This window comes from Anaerolentibacter hominis (genome assembly GCF_032380675.1).
Taxonomy (GTDB): domain Bacteria; phylum Bacillota; class Clostridia; order Lachnospirales; family Lachnospiraceae; genus Anaerolentibacter; species Anaerolentibacter hominis.
The window spans coordinates 1745959-1767881 of sequence record NZ_JAWDIX010000001.1 but is presented as its reverse complement, the minus strand read 5'-3'; the positions used below and the strand labels follow the sequence as shown (position 1 = coordinate 1767881).

At 48.5% G+C, this 21923-nt stretch carries 20 protein-coding genes; 15 read left to right on the top strand and 5 right to left on the bottom strand.

The features are described 5' to 3' along the window. The first annotated feature begins 5 nt into the window (after window positions 1-5). The 6 genes from ABCW47_RS08200 (at window position 6) to ABCW47_RS08175 (ending at window position 6264) form a co-directional block, all read left to right on the top strand. Window positions 6-653: a CDP-alcohol phosphatidyltransferase family protein gene (locus ABCW47_RS08200; protein ID WP_343209367.1), complete on the top strand. Its 648-nt coding sequence runs from the start codon at window positions 6-8 to the stop codon at window positions 651-653. Window positions 654-663: 10 nt separating this feature from the next. After that, window positions 664-1533, top strand: coding sequence for a phosphatidylserine decarboxylase (locus ABCW47_RS08195; protein WP_343209366.1), 870 nt, complete (start codon window positions 664-666; stop codon window positions 1531-1533). 172 nt (window positions 1534-1705) lie between these two features. Then, complete coding sequence (locus ABCW47_RS08190; RefSeq protein ID WP_343209365.1) at window positions 1706-2749, top strand: hypothetical protein; 1044 nt, start codon at window positions 1706-1708, stop codon at window positions 2747-2749. Window positions 2750-2844: 95 nt separating this feature from the next. Then, window positions 2845-3564: an ABC transporter ATP-binding protein gene (locus ABCW47_RS08185; RefSeq protein ID WP_343209364.1), complete on the top strand. Its 720-nt coding sequence runs from the start codon at window positions 2845-2847 to the stop codon at window positions 3562-3564. Continuing rightward, window positions 3557-5179, top strand: a complete 1623-nt coding sequence (locus ABCW47_RS08180; RefSeq protein ID WP_343209363.1) for a hypothetical protein — start codon at window positions 3557-3559, stop codon at window positions 5177-5179. The genes ABCW47_RS08185 and ABCW47_RS08180 overlap by 8 nt, the downstream gene beginning before the upstream one ends. A 62-nt stretch (window positions 5180-5241) precedes the next feature. Further along, window positions 5242-6264: a GNAT family N-acetyltransferase gene (locus ABCW47_RS08175; RefSeq protein WP_343209618.1), complete on the top strand. Its 1023-nt coding sequence runs from the start codon at window positions 5242-5244 to the stop codon at window positions 6262-6264. A 19-nt stretch (window positions 6265-6283) separates the two neighbouring features. Here ABCW47_RS08175 and ABCW47_RS08170 read toward each other — a convergent pair whose 3' ends face one another. The 3 genes from ABCW47_RS08170 to ABCW47_RS08160 are packed head-to-tail and all read right to left on the bottom strand — an operon-like array spanning window position 6284 to window position 8907. Next, window positions 6284-7165 carry an ABC transporter permease gene (locus ABCW47_RS08170; RefSeq protein WP_343209362.1) on the bottom strand — a complete coding sequence of 294 codons (882 nt, stop codon included), beginning with the start codon at window positions 7163-7165 and terminating at the stop codon, window positions 6284-6286. Next, window positions 7131-8090, bottom strand: coding sequence for an ABC transporter ATP-binding protein (locus ABCW47_RS08165; RefSeq protein WP_343209361.1), 960 nt, complete (start codon window positions 8088-8090; stop codon window positions 7131-7133). The genes ABCW47_RS08170 and ABCW47_RS08165 overlap by 35 nt, the downstream gene beginning before the upstream one ends. Window positions 8091-8103: 13 nt before the next feature. After that, on the bottom strand, window positions 8104-8907 hold the full coding sequence (locus ABCW47_RS08160) for a MerR family transcriptional regulator (protein WP_343209360.1): 804 nt from the start codon (window positions 8905-8907) through the stop codon (window positions 8104-8106). Window positions 8908-9151: 244 nt separating this feature from the next. Here ABCW47_RS08160 and ABCW47_RS08155 point away from each other — a divergent pair, with 244 nt between their 5' ends. From ABCW47_RS08155 to ABCW47_RS08145, 3 genes are all read left to right on the top strand, one after another. Further along, window positions 9152-9847, top strand: a complete 696-nt coding sequence (locus ABCW47_RS08155) for a response regulator transcription factor (RefSeq protein WP_343209359.1) — start codon at window positions 9152-9154, stop codon at window positions 9845-9847. Beyond that, window positions 9831-11048, top strand: a complete 1218-nt coding sequence (locus ABCW47_RS08150; protein ID WP_343209358.1) for a sensor histidine kinase — start codon at window positions 9831-9833, stop codon at window positions 11046-11048. The genes ABCW47_RS08155 and ABCW47_RS08150 overlap by 17 nt, the downstream gene beginning before the upstream one ends. Window positions 11049-11147: 99 nt before the next feature. After that, entirely contained in the window at window positions 11148-11540 is a 393-nt protein-coding gene (locus ABCW47_RS08145) for a hypothetical protein (protein ID WP_343209357.1), read from the top strand. Window positions 11541-11702: 162 nt separating this feature from the next. On the opposite strand, the gene ABCW47_RS08140 is transcribed toward ABCW47_RS08145, so the two are convergent. Then, window positions 11703-12773 carry a glycosyltransferase gene (locus ABCW47_RS08140; protein WP_343209356.1) on the bottom strand — a complete coding sequence of 357 codons (1071 nt, stop codon included), beginning with the start codon at window positions 12771-12773 and terminating at the stop codon, window positions 11703-11705. A 381-nt stretch (window positions 12774-13154) separates the two neighbouring features. Between ABCW47_RS08140 and asnS the strand changes: the two genes are divergently transcribed. The 3 genes from asnS (at window position 13155) to ABCW47_RS08125 (ending at window position 17224) form a co-directional block, all read left to right on the top strand. After that, the gene (gene asnS, locus ABCW47_RS08135; RefSeq protein ID WP_343209354.1) at window positions 13155-14546 is read left to right on the top strand and encodes an asparagine--tRNA ligase; all 1392 of its coding nucleotides are present in this window, start codon (window positions 13155-13157) and stop codon (window positions 14544-14546) included. 26 nt (window positions 14547-14572) lie between these two features. Next, entirely contained in the window at window positions 14573-15583 is a 1011-nt protein-coding gene (asnA, locus tag ABCW47_RS08130; RefSeq protein WP_343209353.1) for an aspartate--ammonia ligase, read from the top strand. Window positions 15584-15802: 219 nt separating this feature from the next. Then, window positions 15803-17224: a phospholipase D-like domain-containing protein gene (locus ABCW47_RS08125; protein WP_343209352.1), complete on the top strand. Its 1422-nt coding sequence runs from the start codon at window positions 15803-15805 to the stop codon at window positions 17222-17224. Window positions 17225-17377: 153 nt separating this feature from the next. Here the strand turns inward: ABCW47_RS08125 and ABCW47_RS08120 are convergent, their stop codons facing one another. Then, window positions 17378-18787, bottom strand: coding sequence for a catalase (locus tag ABCW47_RS08120; RefSeq protein WP_343209351.1), 1410 nt, complete (start codon window positions 18785-18787; stop codon window positions 17378-17380). Between the two features lie 177 nt (window positions 18788-18964). On the opposite strand from ABCW47_RS08120, the gene ABCW47_RS08115 reads away from it, so the two are divergent. From ABCW47_RS08115 to ABCW47_RS08105, 3 genes are all read left to right on the top strand, one after another. Next, on the top strand, window positions 18965-20074 hold the full coding sequence (locus ABCW47_RS08115; protein ID WP_343209350.1) for an aldo/keto reductase: 1110 nt from the start codon (window positions 18965-18967) through the stop codon (window positions 20072-20074). Between the two features lie 94 nt (window positions 20075-20168). Continuing rightward, entirely contained in the window at window positions 20169-20657 is a 489-nt protein-coding gene (locus tag ABCW47_RS08110; RefSeq protein WP_343209349.1) for a deoxycytidylate deaminase, read from the top strand. A 279-nt stretch (window positions 20658-20936) separates the two neighbouring features. Continuing rightward, window positions 20937-21896, top strand: a complete 960-nt coding sequence (locus ABCW47_RS08105) for a DUF3829 domain-containing protein (protein WP_343209348.1) — start codon at window positions 20937-20939, stop codon at window positions 21894-21896. Window positions 21897-21923: the final 27 nt, after the last annotated feature.

Sequence of the window (21923 nt, the reverse complement as noted above, 5' to 3'; positions counted from 1 at the left end):
TGTTTATGGTTGGTATTTATAATTATTCAGTTATTTTGACGTATGTCAGCCTGGCTTCTGCCATTCTGGGCATGACCCAGGCAGTGCAGGGAAAGTTTTTGTTTGCGGTGATTTGTCTGGCGGTATCCGGGCTGTGTGATATGTTTGACGGCAAGATCGCCAGAGCCATGAAGAACCGGTCGGATGATGCCAAGGCGTTTGGGGTGCAGATTGATTCTCTGTGCGATATGGTCTGCTTCGGAGCGTTCCCGGCCCTGTTGTGTTATCAGATGGGAGTGAGGGGATTCTTCGGTATGACAGTCCTTATTTTGTACTGTACTACTTCGGTGATCCGTCTGGCCTATTTTAATGTGCTGGAAATGAAAAATGAGCTGGTGGACGAGAGCGGGCACAAATTTTACCGGGGGCTGCCCATTACTTCTATTGCCGTTATCCTGCCTTTATTTTATGCCGCGCGGATGCTGATGCCGGCCGGGGTATATCACATCGGACTTTATTTTCTGATGCTGATCGTGGGAATTTTATTTGTTCTGAATTTTAGATTTCCGAAGCCTAAGAATTCTACCTTGGCGGTGATCGTAGGTGTGGTTTCCATCGCTCTGGTTGTGGTTATATTTGTGAGCAGGCGTACATTGGGACTTCATTTCAGATAGGAGAGGAACGTTGAAATATGCAGACAGAGAGGGCAGATGCTGGGAGGAAGACTGTGCGCAGGACCGGTTCCTGCGGATGCTTTATACGCATGCGCCGGGACGCCTCCTGATTAAGCTGCTCATACAGCCATGGGTATCCAGACTGGGAGGGGCTTTTTTGAATTCCCGGTTATCCTGTAAGTTAATACCTGGTTTTGTCCGGAATCATAAGATTGACCTGAGTCAGTACGAGGACAGGGTTTACCGGTCCTACAACGATTTTTTTACCCGTCAGATCAAGAAGGAGTTCAGACCTGCCGCCAAAGAGGATAAGGTGCTGATCAGCCCCTGCGACGGGAAGTTAAGCGTTTACCCAATAGATAAAAAGCAAAGGTTTCCTATCAAGCATACGGAGTATTCGGTGCGGTCTCTGCTGCGGTCCGGGAAGCTGGCAAAGCGGTTCGAAGGAGGAACAGCCTGTGTATTCCGGCTTACGGTGGATGATTACCATCACTATTGTTACGTGGATGACGGAATTGCATCGGAGCATTATCATATTCCGGGCGTACTTCATACGGTAAACCCCATCGCCAACGATGAGGTGCCGGTCTATAAGGAGAACAGCCGGGCGTTCTGTCTGAACAGGAGCCGGAATTTCGGACTGATCCTGACCATGGAAGTGGGCGCTATGATGGTGGGAAAGATTCACAACTTCCGCGGAAGAGGAAAGGTGAAACGGGGCAGTGAGATGGGCTGTTTTGAATTTGGAGGTTCTACCGTCATTCTTCTGCTGGAGCCTGGCAGAGTAGAAATAGACGGAGATTTGATCCGGAACACGGCCCGGGGCATGGAGACGGTTGTAAAGATGGGAGAGAAGATTGGCCGGGCGCCGTCGGTTTAGCCTGGTTTTTTATTGCATAGGAAAGTTTTGAGACTTTCCTATGCAATAAAAAACCATCCTATGCACACTCGCATGTGCCCACTTTGTTCTAGATAGGGTATTGTCCTGTCTCGTGTCTATCTGTTAGAATAGGGTAACAGACTTGACGGCTGATGGGGAGGACACGGACAGAATGAAGAACATGGAAATCGTATTGGCATTGATTCCCGCTCTGATGGGTTATCCGGAGGAGACAGGATTCGGTGCCTTTTTGCGTTCTCAGGTCACATTATTGTATAAAGAGCTGGATGGTCTTGGACTGACCTGGAAGCTGGGGGAAGAATGTTTTCTGGTTAAAATTTCCATTCTTCGAAATCGTGCCTATGCCAGGTTTACCTTTCCGGGCTATGCACCGGCGGAGTGGGTCTGCCAGATCACGTCCGACAGGGATATGACAGAATATCTGAACGCGCGCTCCGAAGAATTTTCCGCCGCCCTGTTGGAGCAGATCGGGGATAGGGCTCTTCTGGACGGTATTGACTGGCTGGAAGAGACGGAGATCGATGTGGCCAGAGAACTGGATAAACGGGTTAAGGATTTGGTGATTGCCGTAAATCTAGCCAGTCCGGGGCTGTTTCAGATCGGGACGGGACTTATCCGGATCGGAGAGCAGGAGAGAGGTGTTATTGAGGGAATCAATAACAGCCTGGTTATGGCTTACGAGGAGGCCTGGGAGAAGAACTGGCCGGAATTTGTTCCGGTTACTGTGGGGGAAATCTGGGAGTGGATGAATGAGAAGACGCATGTCATGGACAATGTGGGCCACACCCCGGCCGATCGGGCATTGAACGCATTTTCCTATACCTTCAATTCGAATCATTATGAGGATTTGTTCTATGTCCTTCTGGGCGTAGAAGCCCTTTATAATACGGGACGGGCGGATGGGATCAAGGAGCAGCTGAGAACCAAGACCAGCGCCCTGTTTGGGGAGCCTTCGGAATATAAAAAACGGATCGGGCGGATGTATGACGCCAGATCGGCTTTTGTCCATGGGAGGATGAACTTTCCAGGGAAATTCCATATCAGAGATGCCCAGGAGGAGTTTGAAAAGTTTTACCGCGAAGACTATGAGTCAACGGTGAATACGGCCCTGTGTATCCTTATTGCCACGCTGAGAAAGCTGGTTCGGGAAAATGCACAGGAGCTGAAAAGTACGGTTTCTGTGGAGCTGAGATAAGCCGGACGGGGTTTCTTAACAGAAATTTAACGGCGCCGGTTTTTACCTTCATGGTATATTTACTAACAAATCAAAAGTACGGAAAGGGATGACGGATGAAATTAGAACTGAGTGATATACATAAATCCTTTGGCAAAAAAGAGGTGCTAAAAGGCTGCTCATTTACCTTTGAACAAGGAAAAATATATGGGCTTCTGGGAAGAAACGGCGCCGGGAAGACCACGCTGTTTAACTGTCTGAGCGATGAGATACAGGCTGATCAGGGTACGGCGCACCTGATACAGGAGGATGGCAGCAGAGTCCTGCTGGACCCGGAAAGGATTGCCTATGTTTTCTCTACCCCTCTGCTGCCGGATTTTCTGACCGGCTATGAGTTCCTGAAATTTTATATGGAAATAAACCAGGAACGGATAGATCCGGATAAAACGATAGACGATTATTTTGACATGGTCAAAATCGAGCCGGAGGACAGAAACCGCCTGATGAAGGGCTATTCCCACGGAATGAAGAATAAAATGCAGATGCTGCTCTTTATTATATCCAAACCGCCTGTGATTCTGCTGGATGAGCCTCTGACCTCTTTTGATGTAGTAGTGGCTCTGGAGATAAAGCAGCTGCTAAAGGAGATGAAGGAGAACCATATTATTTTGTTTTCCACTCACATCCTCCAGCTGGCTACCGACTTATGCGATGAAATTGTTGTCCTGAGCGAAGGGCGGCTTTCCCAGATCGATCATGACATGCTTAAGAGCCAGGACTTTGAAAACCAGATTATAGAGCTGTTAAAAGAGGAACAGGAGGAAGGGGATGCTTAAGACTTTAAAGCTGATTCTGAATATCCAGACAGCCAACGGGGCCAATACCTTTGCCTACTATTTTAAGCGTCTGTGGCTGATCGGAAAGATTATGCCGGATGAAGTTTACGGCAATATAGGCCTGAAGAAAGTCCTTTCGGTTCTGGTGGTCATCTTAAAGCAGATATGGGAGATAGCAGGGAAGCTTGCCTATCTCTATCTGGCCCTGTTCCTGCCGGTTTCCATGGCCGTTCAGAAGGGGATGGCGGCATCCGGACAGGAGTGGGCGCTCCTTGTACATGTCCTTTTTTTCTTAAGCTGTTTGACAGGGCCGCTGTTGGACAGCCGGATCTTCGGAATTACCAGGGAGATGGTAACCTGTATCAAATACATGAATATGCCTGCACAACGTTATGTGAAAGCCTCTTTTCTTTCGCGCTATGTTCCTTTTTTCTTCTACTGGCTGCCCATTTTGTCCGGTGCGGCATGGCTCTTTGGACGTCCTGTCTATGAAGGCGTTTTGCTCTGGATTTTATATTTCAGCTTCCGGATGATGGGGGAAGCACTGCAGCTCTATCTATATGACAAAAAAGGTTATGTAATCTCCAGAAAACCGGCGTTTACCTGGCCTGTTATGCTGGGAGGGCCGCTGCTTGCCTATGGACTGGTGTTTGCCGGGGCAGGACAGTATACGGCGGCTGTTGTGCTTCACCCGGTTTTTGTGGGGATATGTTTCATTCTGTCCCTTGCAGCGCTGCACTATATCTGGAGGGGGTATACCGGCTATCAGACCCGGTTTGCCAGGTCCATTGATTTGAATTTCCTGTTTGCAAACGCGGTCAGGCAGTCAAAGCAGGCGGCCTTTGCGGATGTTGAGTTAAAGGACAAGGACCGGAATACGGAAATTACAGATTCAGCTGAAATAAAGGATAAAAAGGGATATGCCTACTTAACTTCCCTGTTTTTCCTCCGGCACAGACGGCTGCTTCTGCGGCCGGTTTACTATCGTCTGGCGCTTGCGGCAGCCGTATTTGCGGCCAGCGTATTTTTCCGCTTTTATAGCCCTGACACAGCCGTGGCCCTGAGCAGAAATATATCTGCACTTCTCCCGTCCCTGGTATTTATTATGTATTTTATGGCGATAGGGGAGAAGGCCTGCAAGGCGATGTTTTACAACTGTGATATCAGCCTGCTCCGATATGGATTCTACCGGAATCCGGGGACGATTCTTCTGAACTTTCGAATCAGGCTGAAAAAACTGGGCGCCTATAACCTGATCATAGCATTAAGCATCTGCGGGACGGCAGGCGGGTTCTTGATGATCTGCGGCACCGGTCTGCTCAGCTGGGACTTTTTCTTCTTCTGTCTGTCCATTTTGGCGCTGGCAATATTTTTTACCGTCCATCATTTGTTTTTATATTATATATTCCAGCCTTACACTGCCGGTCTGGATGTGAAGAACCCGTTCTTTCATATCTTTAATACCGTGGTGTATGTAATCTGTTTTATGTGTATCCAGGTGAAAACAGGCAGCGCGGTGTTTACAGCGGCGGTGCTCGGCGGTACGATACTCTATATCTGTACGGCCTTGGTACTTATTTTTAAGTTTGCATCAAAACGGTTCCGGGTAAAATGATATATGTCTCATGTCAAAGACCAGAAAGGGTAGGGGAAAGAGTGGAAGTTTCGGTGAGAGAAATGCTTCCGGGAGAGGAAGCAGAAGTGGCACGGGTTGGCAGAAGAGCTTTTCAGGGACTTGAGAGCCTGATGGTAGGCAAGCCGAAGAAGGCGATGGTTGCGGTCAGCGATAATCAAATTGTGGGGGCGATTGTCTATCGGTTCCTGGGTTCGGGAAAGAACAAAATCGGCTATGTGGACCTGGCATTTGTAGACAGGGAATACCACGACCGGGGCGTGGGCGCTGTGCTGTACCGGGAGAGTATTGATTTTCTGTGGCAGCAGGGGTGTACGGCGGTTACGGCCCTGGTTAAGGATGACAATATCGGCTCCTGGAGCTTATTTATGAGATATGGGCTAAAGCGTGTGGATATGATAACCGCATGCCGGTATCTGGGCCCGCTGGGTATTCTGCGCAATTTACTCCTGACCCCCTTTGTTATCGCGGATGGTATGGAGTTTTATCTGGCGGTGAAGGAAGCTAAGATACCGGAGAAAAAGGGAGGAGTTACGCAGATTCTGCTTTACATACTCCTGAATGTACTGCTCTTTTTGCCGGCATTTTTTATGAGAGATGTGCAGGAGGAACTGGCGGCTGTCCGGGCGTATCTGACCCTGCTCTGCGCCGGGACCCTGGCGGGACTCCTGGTAACTACATTTCATTCCAGAAGCTGGTCATTCCGTATGAATAACGGCGGCATGCTGCTAACGATTCTCCTGAATATGAGTGGGGGAGCCTTTCCAATGATAGGCAACTGGTATCCGAAGCGCTATGAAAAGACCATAAGCTTCCGCAGGGATATGGGCCTATGTGCTTTGGCAGAGTGGCTGACTGTTCTGCTTCTGACAGCGGTTCCCTATCTGGCCGGACTTGACGGACCGTATTTTGAAGCGCTGACTCAGTTTGGCTGTATCTTTTTGATCTACCGGATTCTGGCGTTCTATCCGTTTGAAAGTTTTGGCGGAAGACGGGTCTTAAACTGGAATAAGGGAATCTACGGAATTATGGCTGCTGTATCGGCAGTCCTGATATGGAAATGCTGATGAGAGACAGAGTATAGCTCTAATCTGTTTTCCTCATATGCTTAAACCGAAGGAAAAGCAGCACACCGAAAAAAGCCGTGTACACTGCTGCAATAAGGCAAAGGGCCGTATACGACAGCTTTTCCCCCGCCAGAAATAGTTCATAGCCATAGATCCTGGCCAGCTCGCCGCCGACAATATCCCCGGTCAGTCCGGTTGAAGATATATTCATAAAAAACGACTGCCTTGCGAGTGTGGTAAGCGGCAGAAAAGGCATGCAGGTGAACACTGTTCCCACGCCTTCGCCCAGTACCCCCACCGGAACGTATGCGCCGCCCAAAAAGCCCAGCATCGTTCCTAAAATTGTGCCGATGGCTCCCATCGCCTGCTCCCGTTTAACAAAGGAAACGATGAGAAGTACAAAAGAGTTGCCAAGCAAAAGAGAAAGAGCGCTCACGCCCAAAACGGCAAGGAGCTGTATAAGGGTAAAGGAGATACCATAAACGGCGGTCAGATATACTTGAAAAAGTACGATGAATCCGGTTAGCATGATTGCTCCGATGGAGAGAGAAGAAAGCAGATAGCTCAGCAAAAGTGTGGTTTTGCTCACAGGAGCAGCATAAAAATCATGGATGATATTTCTTTCTTTGTCGGTGACGATCTGGCCGAGAGAGGTAAGAGAAATCGTGATTGCCCCAATCGGTATAAGGGAGGAGAGCATCAGGCAGTCCGAAAACCACAGCGCCCATTTTTCACTGGCGGATACGCCGGAGGAGAGAAGGCTGTCTGCGTTCATGCCCCGGAAAACAACAAAATGTAATCCAATTAATATAATCAGCGCAAGCATGGAAAAAAAGATGTTGGATCTGCTTGCAAAATAAAGCTTTCTATTTCTTTTTGTCAGATTTGCTAATTTCCCCATTTTCAGTCCTCCCGCCTACCACATTCAAAAACACACTGTCCATATCTCCCTTTATTATCTCAACACTGGATAGCAGAGCCTTCAAGCCTGCGAGCATTTCGATCCGTTCAAGTCCGCTTTTGACTTTCAGCGTAAAGGTATCAACAGAAAACTGATACTCTAATTTATGCTCCTTCAGGATATTTTCTATTTTCTCTGTATTATTATTTTTAACGGTTAGTTTCACGGTATCATAGGAATAGTTTGACTTAAGCCCTTCCGGCGTATCCAGGCATAAAAGCCGCCCCTTATCAATAATCGCGATTCTGTCCGCGCTGTTTACTTCCTCCATGTAGTGGGTGGTAAGAAATATTGTTGTATGAAACTCATCCCGGATATCCCGGATGACCTGCCACAAATCAACTCTGCTCTGTGGGTCAAGCCCGGTCGTCGGCTCGTCTAAAAATAGAATTTTCGGGTTTGAGATCAATGCTCTGGCGATATCGCATTTTCTTTTTTGACCGCCGGAGAGCTTTCCGTATGGTCGTTTCAGGAATTCTGTCATTCCCAGGCGTACGGCCAGATTATTGATCCGCTTTGCCAGCGTTTTTTTATCCAGCCCAAACAAGGCTCCCCGGAACATCAGATTGTCGGAAACCGACAGCTTATCATCTAAAACACCGGTTTGAAAGACAACGCCAATGTTGTTTTTCACCTCATCCGGCTGCCGTTCAATATCAAAACCACATACGGATACTTCACCTCCGGTCTTGCCAAGTAAAGTACAGAGGATATTGATTGTTGTACTTTTTCCGGCGCCGTTCACACCTAAAAAAGCAAATAGTTCCCCACGGTTTACTTCAAAGGAAATTCCGTCAACAGCTTTAACCCGGGCAGCGTTATACTGCTTTGTCAGGTTGCTGATTGTTATTACAGCCTCCGGCATAGTTACCTCCTGGTTATTCCGGCAGATCCCCTGTGAAGGGATTCATACCCAATCTTGTAAAATAAACATCCAGCATCTGCTCCATATAAGCCTGGTTGAGGGCCTGTTTTTTCGCTAGTTCGTTTCCAGCATCTTCCATGCTGCCCATTTCCATCAGTTTTGGCAGCATGCTCATATCACCGCCGGTGAATTCTACAATCATATCCCAGAACAGTTTTGCAAGAGCCTGAGCTTCTTCGCTGTCAGGCGGCACATGATGCTTGTGAAGCTCTGCAATGCTGTCATTCAGGCGTTTAAAGGAACGCATGAACGCCATACCGCTTTCTTTGTCAAAACGTCCCCGAAGATAGTCCAGCGTCTGATCATCAAAATGCTTTACAAGCCAGTAAAATTCATTTTTCATTTGGAGATTTACGATAATATCCGCATACTTCTTAAAATCCACCGACTGAATCTGCAGCACTTCCTCCCTCAGCAGCAGGATTTCTTCATACGCCTGTGTAAGGCTCTGGATTTTTCTCCTGAGATCAGCGGCCTGTTCTGACAGCACATTGGCCACATCCTCCGGGGAATCCAGCGATATTACTTTGTTTTTTATATCCTCCAGGGAAAAACCAAGATGCTTTAAGGAGACGATCTGATAAAGCCGGATCAGATCCCGGTCCGTATATAATCTGCGTCCTCCCTCGCTTTCTGCCGAGGGGGAAAGCAGGCCCTTCTTATCGTAATATTGAAGTGTACGCACCGTGACGCCCATTTTCTTTGCCAGCTCACCCACGGTCATATATCCCGGCGGTATCGCTTTGTATTGTTCCATAATTACCTCCAGATCCTATCATAACTCATGACGCAGCGTCACAAGCAAGAACTTTCATTTTTATTTTTCATATTCTCCCTCAACAAGATAAATGATCCCAGTGAACCTGTTTTTATTATAACTGTAAATCCAATGGCAGGATAAACCAGAATGGATTTAACAATTATTTAACAGGTCCTGTGTTACAATCATAAACGGGACTTCTACGTAAAAGACATATGGAACGGAATGGGAGGAAACTAGGTTGAAATTACTTGTGGTGGAAGACGAAGTTCGTATCAATAAGCTGTTATCCCGGGGACTCCGCAAAAAAGGATATGCCGTGGACTGCGCCTTTGACGGGGAAGAGGCTCTGGAGCTGTATGGAATCAATGAATATGATCTGATGATACTGGACCTGAACCTTCCGGGTCTGGACGGGATGGAGGTGCTGCGCACAATCAGAAAAGAAGACGTGGCATTAAAAGTAATTATTCTTTCGGCGAGAAGTTCCGTGGAGGATAAGGTAGAGGGACTTGACGAGGGCAGCAATGATTATATGTCAAAGCCTTTTGAATTTGCCGAGCTGGACGCCAGAATCCGGAACCTGCTGGGGCGGAAGTTTGAACAAAAGGCGGCCCAGATCAGCTGCGGCCCCCTGTATCTCGATGCAGCGGCGAAGACAGCCTTCTGCAAAGAAATACAGCTGAACCTGACCAGAAAAGAGTACGGTATCCTGGAATATCTTATCTATCATATGAATGAGACAGTCAGCGCGGAAAAAATAATTGAACATGTGTGGGACAGCGAGGCGGACTTATTTTCCAATGCGTTCCGGGTCCAGCTTCACTCCCTGAGAAAAAAGATAAAGGCCGTCCTGGGAGAAGATATTATCCTGACGGTACATGGTCAGGGCTATCGTCTGTCGGAAGGAGAAGAGGAAGATGGTTGTGAAAAATAGAAAAAAGAAAAGCTGGTCCCTGCAGGTCAGAATGACCCTGTGCATGGCGGTCATTGTTGTCAGCGCCTGTCTGGTACTGACGTCCAGTTCGATTCTTTCGGCTCTCAGGCTTTATTCTGCCAAGATGAAACAGGTATTCAGTATAGAAGAAAACATTCAGGCTGAAATGAAGCCGAGTAATGAAATTACCTTTACTCCCCGGCAGGAAGAAGGTTTTTTAATGGATGCCAACCCTATCACGCTTACCATCACCAAAAGCAACAGGCAGTTTTCGGTCTGGAATGGGGTGATGATGGCTGTTATCTGCCTGCTCTCTATCCTTCTGACCTATATTATGACCGGAAGGACATTAAAGCCGTTAAAGTCACTGAAGGATTCCATCGGGCAGATCAACGAACATAATCTCCAGTGGCGCGTGCCCATGCCGGGGACGGGTGACGAGGTGGGGCAGCTGACCGGATCTTTTAACGATATGCTGGACCGGCTTGCGGAAGCATTTTCCATGCAAAAGCGCTTTGCGGCCAATGCGGCGCACGAACTGAAAACACCTCTGGCTCTTATGAAAACTTCTCTGGATGTGCTGAGAATGGACGAGAAACCTTCTGCGGAGGATTATGATAGTTTTGTAGAAGATATGGAGGCTGGAATCGACCGGCTGACAACAGCGGTGGAAAGCCTGTCGTCCCTTACTCTGGAAGCGGCGTCAATCCGATGGGAACGGATATATATACAGAAACTGCTGAATCGGGTGGGTGCTGACTTTGCCGCTCAGATGAAGGCAAAGAAGCTGGAGTGGAAACTGTATGGAACGGAACAGAGCATTACCGGTAACTATGCGCTGCTGTACCGTATGTTTACCAATCTGGTTGATAACGCCGTCAAGTACAGTAAAAAAGGAGGGGCAATCAAAGTAACCATAGAAAACGCAGATGAGAACAATATATGTATTCAGGTTCAGGATACCGGTCTCGGTATGAACGACCAGGACAGGCAGCATATGTTTGAGCCATTCTTCAGGGCGGACCCCTCCAGGTCCCAGCGGATTCCGGGTGCAGGACTGGGCCTGTCCATCGTGAAAACAATTGTGGATAAGCATGAGGGCGAGATAGAAGTGGAAAGTTCTCTGAATCAGGGCACACTGGTCCGTGTGATACTGCCCAGGACAAAAGAAGAAAAAAATTTCATTAGATCCGGGATTTAACATTTATCTAATATCCGGCCTGTTACAATACAGACATACCGGAGATGCGCTGCAGAGCAGAACCGGTTCACAATAAAAAATAAACAGGAGGTAACAGTTATGATGTTAAAAAGTAAAATTGCATGCGGGGCACTTGCCCTGTTATTAGCCGGAACCGTATCCCTTCCAAGTTCGAATGCCGATGCGGCGGAAATGGCAAAAGATATCGCTAAGACCGAAATGACCAAATTTAGCCTGACTGTTGATGGACAGGATCTGGACCTGGACGGCGAGATGAAAGAGATAACGAAAGATGGAATTACATTCAGCATTACCAGAAGAGACGGCAAGGAAACAAAGCCTTTGACCGACGCTGAAATGGAAAATCTGGAAAGCGCGGGATGTTCCTCAGTTGAACTCGATGAGGAGGATATTAAGAATTTCAATGATACTGCTACATTCGAGGGAAATACTGAGTCGGGAGCCCGTTCTGGAGTAGAAGTGGATCTGTAACAGGAAGAAACAAATGTAATAAAAGATAAAGAAAGCTTATAGGAAAAACATTCTGAGAGAAGGATGAATCCGCCCCCCCCCAGGCGGGAAAAACGGATATCGCGGCCGGAAGGCTTCGATATCCGTTTGTTTTTCCGGAATGCTGCCTGCGCATCATTCCCTTTATAGAATGTGCTGAAAATACTGTCTGTTTTTCAGATACATCGGGTTCTGCGGCTTCAATGCTCCGGCCTTCTCATTATAGGAAGCAGCTTTCTGATGCTCGCCGATCCGGTCATAGCATACACACAGCTGCAGATTGGGAAGAAAATCGTAGCAGTCCGGGATGACAAAAGCTCCGGAGGTATCATCCCTTTTCTGCAAAAGGGCCAGTTCATACCAGAATATCGCCTGGGGATAAAGATTCCGGTCCAGAAAATGTTTTCCCAGGTCACAGCAGGTTTCCGCCCTCGGACAGTCATATTTCAGTGTGTTCAGCAGACTTTCCAGAGCTTCGTCCTCTCTGCCCAGCCCATAAAGACTGTAAGCCAGGAATCGGCAGGCTTCTATATTATTTTCAACCCAGCCCCGGCCGCCATTCAGAAATACCTGAAACCAGCGGACGGCGTCCTCATAGCGTTTGTGGTAGTATAATTCTCTGGCATAGTAGAATTGTTCCCTGGGATCTGCCAGGCCTCCTTCATTCAGCTGCTTTTCAAAAATCTTCAGATTCCGGTCCGGATCGGAAGGATGCAGCTTTTGGTGTGTGACGGCCGCCTTACCATAGATAACAGTGCCGGAAGGCGCTATGGACTCATGGACTGCGCCTGCAAAACGCAGACCGGAGGCCAGACGGATAATGCGCTCACGATAGTAGGAGAAGGTTGGATTTCCATTCTCGTCAAAAGCCGTATGGTAGGGGAGCATTACCACGTCCACATCGGGTGACAGGGAGCTTTTCAGAGAAAGAAGCTCAGTCCTGTCTTTTTTTAACAGTACGTCATCTGCGTCCAGCCACATGGCATAGTCCATGGAAGCTTTGGAAAAGGCAAAGTTTCTCGCCGCTGAAAAGTCGTCGATCCAGGCAAAGTCATAGACCAGATCGGTGAATGCAGACGCAATTTCTTTTGTGTGATCCGTACTGCCGGTATCCACGAGAATAATTTCATCAAATATTCCACTGACGGAGGTGAGACAGCGGGACAGGACATCTTCTTCATTTTTAACGATCATACATAAACTAAGAGTAATCATGCCGACTCCTTTGATACCGGCCGGTCCGGCCGGATAAAAAACAGGATTTTTGAGAATGATTTGGAATAAGGCAGATCTATACAATGAGAGCAGGGTGCACAGATCCGGGAGCGTAATTTACTTTATGCCGCCGGGACAGAAAATGTGCCGGCAAAATCCATCCTCTGCGGTCCGGAAGGAAGAAAATGCGCAGCAGGCCCATTCCTCCTTGAATTTCTAAGAAGGCTACGTTATAATCTTTTGTAATGGTGTCCTGCCGGATGGATAAAAGGGCGCGGAGCGAATGGACCGCGCGGAGTTTACCGGTCTTTCGGCAGAGTATGGCAGGGAGGAGAGAGCCTCCTGCCCTGGAAATAACGGACAAAGGAGTATAGTTAGGATATGGAACTGGTGAATATAAAAGAGTTGTTCCGGAAGGAAGAAGAATATATTGGAAAGGAAGTTACAATCGGAGGATGGCTCCGCAGCAGGCGTGATTCCAAGACCTTCGGCTTCCTGGTAGTAAATGACGGCACGTACTTTGAACCGCTGCAGGTAGTCTACTCCGATACCCTGGCGAATTTCGAAGAAATTTCCAAACTGAATGTAGGTGCGGCCCTGATCGTAAAAGGGATTGTAACCGCAACGCCGGACGCAAAGCAGGATTTTGAAATTCAGGCTTCCTCCGTTGAGATTGAAGGCACTTCCGCTCCGGATTATCCGCTTCAGAAGAAACGCCATTCATTTGAGTACCTGAGAACGATATCCCATCTGCGGCCCAGAACGAATACCTTCCAGGCCGTGTTCCGTGTCCGTTCCCTGATTGCCTACGCGATTCATAAGTTCTTTCAGGAGAGGGACTTTGTGTATGTCCATACTCCCTTGATCACGGGAAGTGACTGCGAGGGAGCGGGAGAGATGTTCCAGGTAACGACGCTGGATCTGAACAATGTCCCGAAGAAGGAAGACGGAAGTGTGGATTTTGGCGGGGATTTCTTCGGCAAAGCGACGAATTTAACAGTCAGCGGCCAGCTGAATGGGGAAACCTACGCGATGGCATTTAAAAACATTTATACCTTCGGGCCGACCTTCCGCGCGGAGAACTCAAATACCACCAGACACGCCGCGGAATTCTGGATGATTGAGCCGGAGATGGCTTTTGCGGATCTGACCGACGATATGATTCTGGCGGAGAGCATGCTCAAGTATGTCATCCGGTATGTGCTGGAACACGCGCCGGAAGAGATGGCTTTCTTCAATCAGTTTGTGGATAAGGGGCTTTTGGAGCGCCTGAATCATGTGGCGGACTCGGATTTTGCCCATGTGACCTATACCGAGGCGGTAGAGATCCTGATGCGCCATAATGATGAATTTGAATATAAAGTATCCTGGGGCTGTGACCTCCAGACAGAGCATGAGAGGTTCCTTACAGAGAAGGAATTTGGCCGTCCGGTATTTGTGACAGACTATCCCAAGGAAATCAAGGCTTTCTATATGAAGCTGAATGATGACGGGAAGACAGTAGCCGCCATGGACTGCCTGGTTCCGGGAATCGGAGAGATTATCGGGGGAAGCCAGAGAGAGGATAATTATGAGAAACTGGTGGGCCGTATGGAGGAACTGGGCCTGCGCCAGGAAGATTACGATTTTTATCTGGATCTGAGAAAATATGGCTCTGCAAGACACGCCGGCTTTGGTCTGGGCTTTGAGCGCTGTGTGATGTATATTACGGGTATGGGGAACATCCGGGATGTGATTCCGTTCCCGAGAACGGTAAATAATTGTGAATTATAGTCTGTACAGAAAGGTTTGGTTAGTATATGGGGAAAATAGAGATACCGGAGGGTTATCATTCTCTTTTGGATATTAAAGCTACGGAGAAGGCTATCAAAAGGGTAAAAGACTTTTTTGAGCGGGAGCTGGCAACGCAGCTGAATCTGCGCAGGGTATCCGCGCCGCTGTTTGTTATGCCGGAGTCCGGTTTGAACGATAACTTGAATGGAGTGGAACGGCCGGTGCAGTTCGGCATCAAGGAGAGAAACGATGCGAAGGCCGAGATCGTTCATTCTCTGGCCAAGTGGAAACGGCTGGCGTTAAAGCGCTATGGCTTTGAGCGGGGCGAGGGCCTTTATACCGATATGAACGCCATCCGCAGGGATGAAGAGACCGATAATATTCACTCAATATTTGTGGATCAGTGGGACTGGGAAAAAGTAATAGCCAGGGAGGAACGGACGGAAGAGACGTTAAAGGAGACGGTGAAGGCCGTCTACGAGGCTCTCCGGGTTACTGAAAAATATATTGCCAACCGTTACAGTTATGTGGAGTGTTTCCTGCCGGAGGAGATAACCTTTATCACTTCCCAGGAATTGGAGGACCAATACCCGGACTGTACGCCCAAGGAGAGAGAATATAAGATTGCAAAATTAAAAGGAGCCGTCTTTATCATGCAGATCGGCGGAGTTTTAAAATCCGGGGAGAAACATGACGGCAGAGCGCCGGATTATGATGACTGGGGTTTAAACGGCGATATCATTGTGTACTATCCAGTTTTGGATATGGCTCTGGAATTGTCCTCCATGGGTATCCGTGTGGATGAAGAGACACTGATGAGCCAGCTGGAAACAGCCGGCTGCGCGGAGCGGGCGGAACTGCCGTTCCAGAAAGCGCTGTTAAATCATGAGCTTCCCTATACGATAGGGGGAGGTATCGGCCAGTCCAGAATCTGTATGTTCTTCCTGAGAAAGGCCCATATCGGTGAAGTTCAGGCTTCCTTGTGGCCGGATGACGTATGGTCCTATGCCAAGGAACGGGGAATACAGCTTTTGTAATGAAATTGAGAGCCTGCGGCTTACCGGCCGCGGGCTCTGTTTTTTCTTATTATGCATGGGGTTTAGATTGAAAGATAGATCTTTCAATCGTTCTATTTAAGCAATTTCGCAAGCAAGCTTGCGAAATGCATGGGTTTCGTATGAAGAATACATAAATTTGCGAAAATACGGCGGAGATAGTAGAATATATCATAAATTACAGCGGAGGAGAGCGGTAAGATGAGAAGAGTGTTGAAAATTGCGGGCGGTGCGGCGGTTACATACGGAATATTCGCACTGACAGCCGGTGTTTTTGCCTATCTGGTTCCAAGAAAAAGTAAGAAACCGGTGAAGACAGAACGTTTTTATGGGGAATCAGAGGGTGTGGACCGTATCATGCTGGTTGAAGGGCTGGAAGATTCTTTTCAGCGCCGGGTGGAGATTATCCGCCAGGCCAAGAAGACGCTGGATGTGAGCTGTCACTGCGTGAAGGCTGGGCAGTCCGGGGATTTTATCTTTGGGGAACTTCTGAGAGCCGCGGACCGGGGTGTCAAAGTGCGGGTTCTGTTCGATGGCACAGTCGGCGGCATGCACGGGGAGCACCGGAGACTTCCGCTTGCCTTAAATTCCCACCCGAACATGGAGTTTCGGTCTTATCTGCCGGTCCGTTTTCTGAAGCCCTGGGAGTGGAATGTGCTGCTTCATGATAAATTTATGATTGCCGACGACAGTTTCCTTATGCTGGGCGGAAGAAATATGGGGGATGAATATTTTAACCCGCCCGGGTATACGGGAGCGCTGACCCACGACCGGGATGTGATGGTGTGCAACACCGCGGCGGGAAGTGAAAAGAGCCGGGAGAGTGTAGTTTGGGAAGTGCGCGGTTATATGGAAAAATTATGGCAGAGCCGGGCGGCCAGAAGATATGTCCTGAACAAAAGCCAGGTGAAACAGGGGATCAGAGAGCAGAAGCGCCTGAAAAATCTGTGCGGGAAGTGGGAGCTTTCCTGGCCGGAGTATGTCAAGCCGTCTGTACCGGCCGTGGAGCTTATGGTCCCAACCAGTAAAATCCATCTGGTCAGCAATCCTTTGACCCCCTTTAAGAAGATTCCGGAGATCGGCAGAACCCTGGAAGCCCTGGGGAAAGAAGGACGGGATATCTGGATTCAGAGCCCATATATTTCAGATAATCCCCATATTTTGAAGGCATTCAGGGAAATGACCCGGGAGGGTGGAACACTTCGGGTGATTACCAATTCCATGGCATCCACACCCAACCCACCTGCCTTTTCAGATTATTATTTCACCAGAAAGAAATTCGTCGGGACCGGCGTCCGGCTGCTGGAATATCAGCAGAGCCGGAAGTCCATCCATGCCAAATCATTTCTTATGGACGGGCGGTTTTCCGTGGTTGGTTCTTTTAACCTGGACGACCGGAGTATTTATATTGATACAGAGACGGTGCTGGTTGTGGACAGTCCTGCATTTAACCAGATATTGAGCCGGGAATTTGAAACACTGTCCGCGCAATGTCTGGAAGTGGGAGCGGATAACAGGTATGTGCCGGATGCCGTGGTCAGACCCTGTACTGTACCGGCGGCAAAGCGAGGGCTGATGGCTGTGGTTTCCGTTATCTCCAGATTATTTCGGTTTTTGATCTGATGTAATTTTCATTTGAGCTATGTATAAATAATCGGGCGAAGCGGGACTATCTGCTGCTGCTCAATAAAAGTGAAATAATAATAAAAAAGTACGGCCGCGAAGATGGTTCGCAGCCGTACTTTTCATGTCCGCAGGTGCGGTTATTTTTCAGGTTCAGATATCCTGGTTCCTGTTTAATCTCTGGGCAACCGAATATCCGAGTTCGTTATTTGCCGCATAAAGGTAGGAGAGGACACAGGTAAGAATCCGTTCGTCCGTCACCAGGGACAGATCCGCGGCCAGATTTTCTGCCAGATGATCCCGCTGCGTCTGATCCAGTGAAAGATAGTGTTCACCTGCCTGGATGAAATTGTCCTGGTCGGGAATTTCCGAGCGCTGGATGATCCCATCTGCTTTTTCGCCCAAACCCGTGGTGATTTCCGTCTTCGGGCTCCAGTTTTCTTCATAGTTGACCGGCACTGTCCGAAAGTCCGGGCCAATTCGACGGCGCTGGGCGTCCCAGTAGATGAAGGAACGTCCCTGAAGCATCTTATCATTGGACAGCTCGATGCCGTCAATGAGATTGGCCGGGGAGAAAGCTGCCTTTTCCACCTGATTCTGGTAGTCGTCCACATTGGCATCCAGGGTGAGAAGGCCGACCTGGATCAGCGGATAGGCTTCCTCATCCCAGACCTTCGTATCATCCAGCGGGTCAAAGGGCAGATCTGCCGCCTCGGAGGGCTCCATCAGCTGGACATGCAGCTCGTATTCCACCGGAATTCCCTGCGCAAGGGTACGGTATAAGTCCTCCCCCGCAATGTCGGGATTTTCTCCGGCCAGCTTTATTGCCTCTTCGCGGGTGATGCTCCGTTCCCCCGCCATGGGGAGCAGATGGTATTTTACATAGTGTTTTTCACCGGCTTCATTGACCCAGGTGTAAGTATTGACACCATAAGTACGGATATGGCGCAGGCTGTCGATCGTGCCGAGATCAGAATACAGCCATGTAATAAAGTGTGTTGCCTCCGGGTGGGCCGCCGCAAATTTCCAGAAGGCCTCTGGATCGGGGAGATTGTTAAGCGGTGAGGGGGAGAGTGATTTAATGGCAGAAGGGAACTGCATGGCGTCTCGCACCAGGAAGACCGGGATATGGTTGGTCAGAAGATCAAAATTCCCCTCATCGGTATAAAATTTGGTGGAGAATCCGCGGACATTTCTGGAGGTGTCCGGAGTCCCCCGGTTGCTGACGGCCAGAGAAAAGCGGGAGAAGGTATAGGTCTGCTGTCCGGGGGCCTGCAGAAAAGATGCTTTTGTGAACTGGGACATGGAGCGGTAGGCCGTGAAATAGCCGAAGGCCCCGTACCCTTTGGTATGGACGGCACGTTCGATGATTTTCTCATTTACAAAGGTCTCCAGTGTCTCATGAAGAATGGTATCCTGGAGAAGTACCGGGCCGTCTGGCCCCACGGTCAGAGAGTGGTCTTTTTCAGAAAAGGATGTACAGGAAGGGGAATCACTGCCGGAATGGTCTGGGCTGAAAGAAACGGCCGCCTCCTGTTCGTTTGGCATATCGGAATATTGCAAAATTAGCTCCTGGGAGATGGTTTTCAGTTTAATTTATGCAGGGGCAGTAAGAGGAGTGCGTAAACCGGTTCAGACAGGATAAAATTTCTGCTTGACTTCGAGTTAACTTCAAGTTGTAGACTTTAGGATGGTATACAAGAAGGAACCAAAAGCACATAAGAAAGGCTGGGAGAAAATATGAAAAAATTAGGATTCGGTTTGATGCGTCTGCCGCTGAAAGAAGCGGATAACAAAGCAAGTATTGATCAGGAACAGTTCAATCAGATGGTGGACTATTATATGGCACATGGGTTTACCTACTTTGATACGGCTTATCCCTATCACCTGGGAACCAGTGAGGAAGCGGCGAGAAAAGCGATTGTGGAGCGCTATCCCAGGGATGCTTATACGCTCACGGATAAGATGCCTACCTTCAGTGTAACAAGCAGTGAAGACTATCCGAGAATCTTTGATGAGCAGCTGAAACGATGCGGCGTGGATTACTTCGACTATTATCTGTTACATAACCTGGGTGAGAAAAATTATAAGGATACATTGAAATACGGCGGTTTTGAATTCATGAAGCAATTGAAAGCAGAGGGGAAGGTAAAACATATTGGATTTTCCTACCACGACAATGCCAGGCTTCTGGAACAGATCCTGACAGATCATCCGGAGATGGAATACGTACAGCTTCAGATCAACTATATTGACTGGGAGAGTGAAAGTATTGAATCCCGCAAGTGCTATGAGACGGCAGTGCGGTTCGGCAAGCCCGTCATTGTCATGGAACCGGTAAAGGGCGGCTCTCTGGCCAATGTTCCGGAGCGGGTGGAAAAACTGTTCCGGACGGCTCATCCGGATATGAGCCCGGCATCCTGGGCGGTCCGCTATGCAGCGTCTCTGGACAATGTGTTCGTGGTACTGAGCGGTATGAGCAGTCTGGAGCAGCTGAAAGATAATGTCGGTTATATGGAAGAGTTTCAGCCGCTTAATGAAGCGGAAAATTCTATTTTAGATCAGGCGGTAGAGATTATAAACGGCAGTATTGTAGTTCCCTGCACCGCCTGCCGCTACTGTGTGGAGGGATGTCCGCAAGAGATACCAATCCCGGAATTTTTCTCCCTGTACAACAATCAATATCAGTTCGGGCACCTTCCGGCTCACAACAGCTATTATCTGAATCTGACCCAGAACAAGGGGAAGGCATCTGACTGTATTGCCTGCCGCCAGTGTGAAGGCCACTGTCCGCAGCACATCGGCATCGTGGAAGCACTCACCAGGGTGGCGGCGGAATTCGATCAGTAATACTAAAATATCTGTCAGTTCGGCAGCGATGATTGACAATCTGGACGGAAAACTTTAAACTGATGATATCATGAAAAACAGGGGAGCAGATGCTATGGAAAGACGAGATAAGATCAATTATTATCTGGATCTGGCAGAGGTTGTGTCCCAGAGAGGGACGTGCCTTCGAAAACGCTACGGCGCCGTGATCGTGAAAAACGATGAGGTGATCTCTACCGGCTATGTGGGTGCGCCAAGAGGCAGGAAGAATTGTACGGATCTGGGATTCTGTATCCGCCAGCAGATGCATGTGCCGAGAGGGGAACGGTATGAGCTGTGCCGGAGTGTACATGCGGAAGCGAATGCGATTATCAGTGCGTCCAGGGATAAGATGCTGGGAAGTTCTCTTTATCTGACCGGAGTGGAAGTTTCTACGGGAGAGTATGTCAAGAATTCCAGCAGCTGTTCTATGTGTAAAAGGCAGATTATCAATGCCGGGATCGCTACGGTATATATCCGTGATACGAAAAATGATTACCGGGTGATTCAGGTATCCGACTGGATCGAGCAGGACGAATCTCTGGAAGGCAAATTCGGGTATTGATCGGCAGTATAAGTGAATACGGACATTTGAGATGCCGCGGCATGAGTTCCTGCGGCATCTCCTTTGTTATCGTGGAAGTAGATAAGACTCCCCCCTCAATAGGTGGTGAGTAAATAACAAATTCGTCATGGTGGGAGCCCAGTCTCCTTCCAAGATAAAGCCTCCGGCGGATTGCAGAGCCGCACAGATGTATTATGTCATGCAAAGCATGACGTGCGGCTCGCAGCAAGTACGCCGAGGCGTACTTGAATTTACGATTAGGAAAAGAAAGGTACAGAAATGATGAAAAGAAAAGTTGCTATGCTTCTTGCGGCAGTATTATGTCTTCTCGCGGCCGGCATGACCGGCTGTTCCAAAGAAAAGGGCACAGAGGAGAAGTTTAACCAGTATATCGAGTTTAACAATGTCGTGGCGGGAGTGTTAAATCGTCAGGTCACCCAGTATTTTGACTGTTTTGGGAAAGGGCTGGAACCGGATATCCCGAAGGATTTTGGCGGGATTGCCACACAAGCCATGACAGATGAGGAATATAAACAGCTGGACGATATTATTAAATTGGCTTCCTCTGAGCCAATTATGTCAGGGCTGGATGAGGCGGCGTCGGAACTGGCAAAGAGCAGCAAAGAATTGTATCAGCTGGTAGATGAGGTTTCAGCCTATTATGGCAATGGTGAGTATAAAGATGATCAGATGGCCCGCTCCGGAGATATTCATACCAGATATCTGGCGTTGAGTGAGCAGTATGAACAGGTATTTGACCGATTTTCTGATAAGATGGATGAAGAGGATCTGATGCGGATGCAGAATATGCTGGAAAGCTTTCAGAAAAAAGGAGATTATTACCACTATTATGCCACCAAGACACTGCTGGACGGCCAGGCGATTCTGAATTACTTTGAGGAGAAAGAAATCACGGACGATAACCTTCTTTCTGTAAATAAAGATGGATATAAAATCCTGTATAATCAGATTGTACAGGATGCTCTCATGTTTCAGTCGGAGGCAGGGAAGGCAAACAGCGGGGAGATGCGCCGGCTGATGGAACAGAAAATATTTGGCGTGGGCGTGGTGGCCGATCATATTCAGATGATGCTGGAGGCAGGCAGCATGGACATTGAGATTCCTGGAATTACCGATACGGGGGCAGCCGCCGCCGGAGAATATAAACCGGTGGAGAATCTGGAATACATGCTGCATACGGCAATCAGTGATTATAATACCTATGGCGCCGTGCAGTAACGGCAGGACAGAGGATATGCTGAGCAA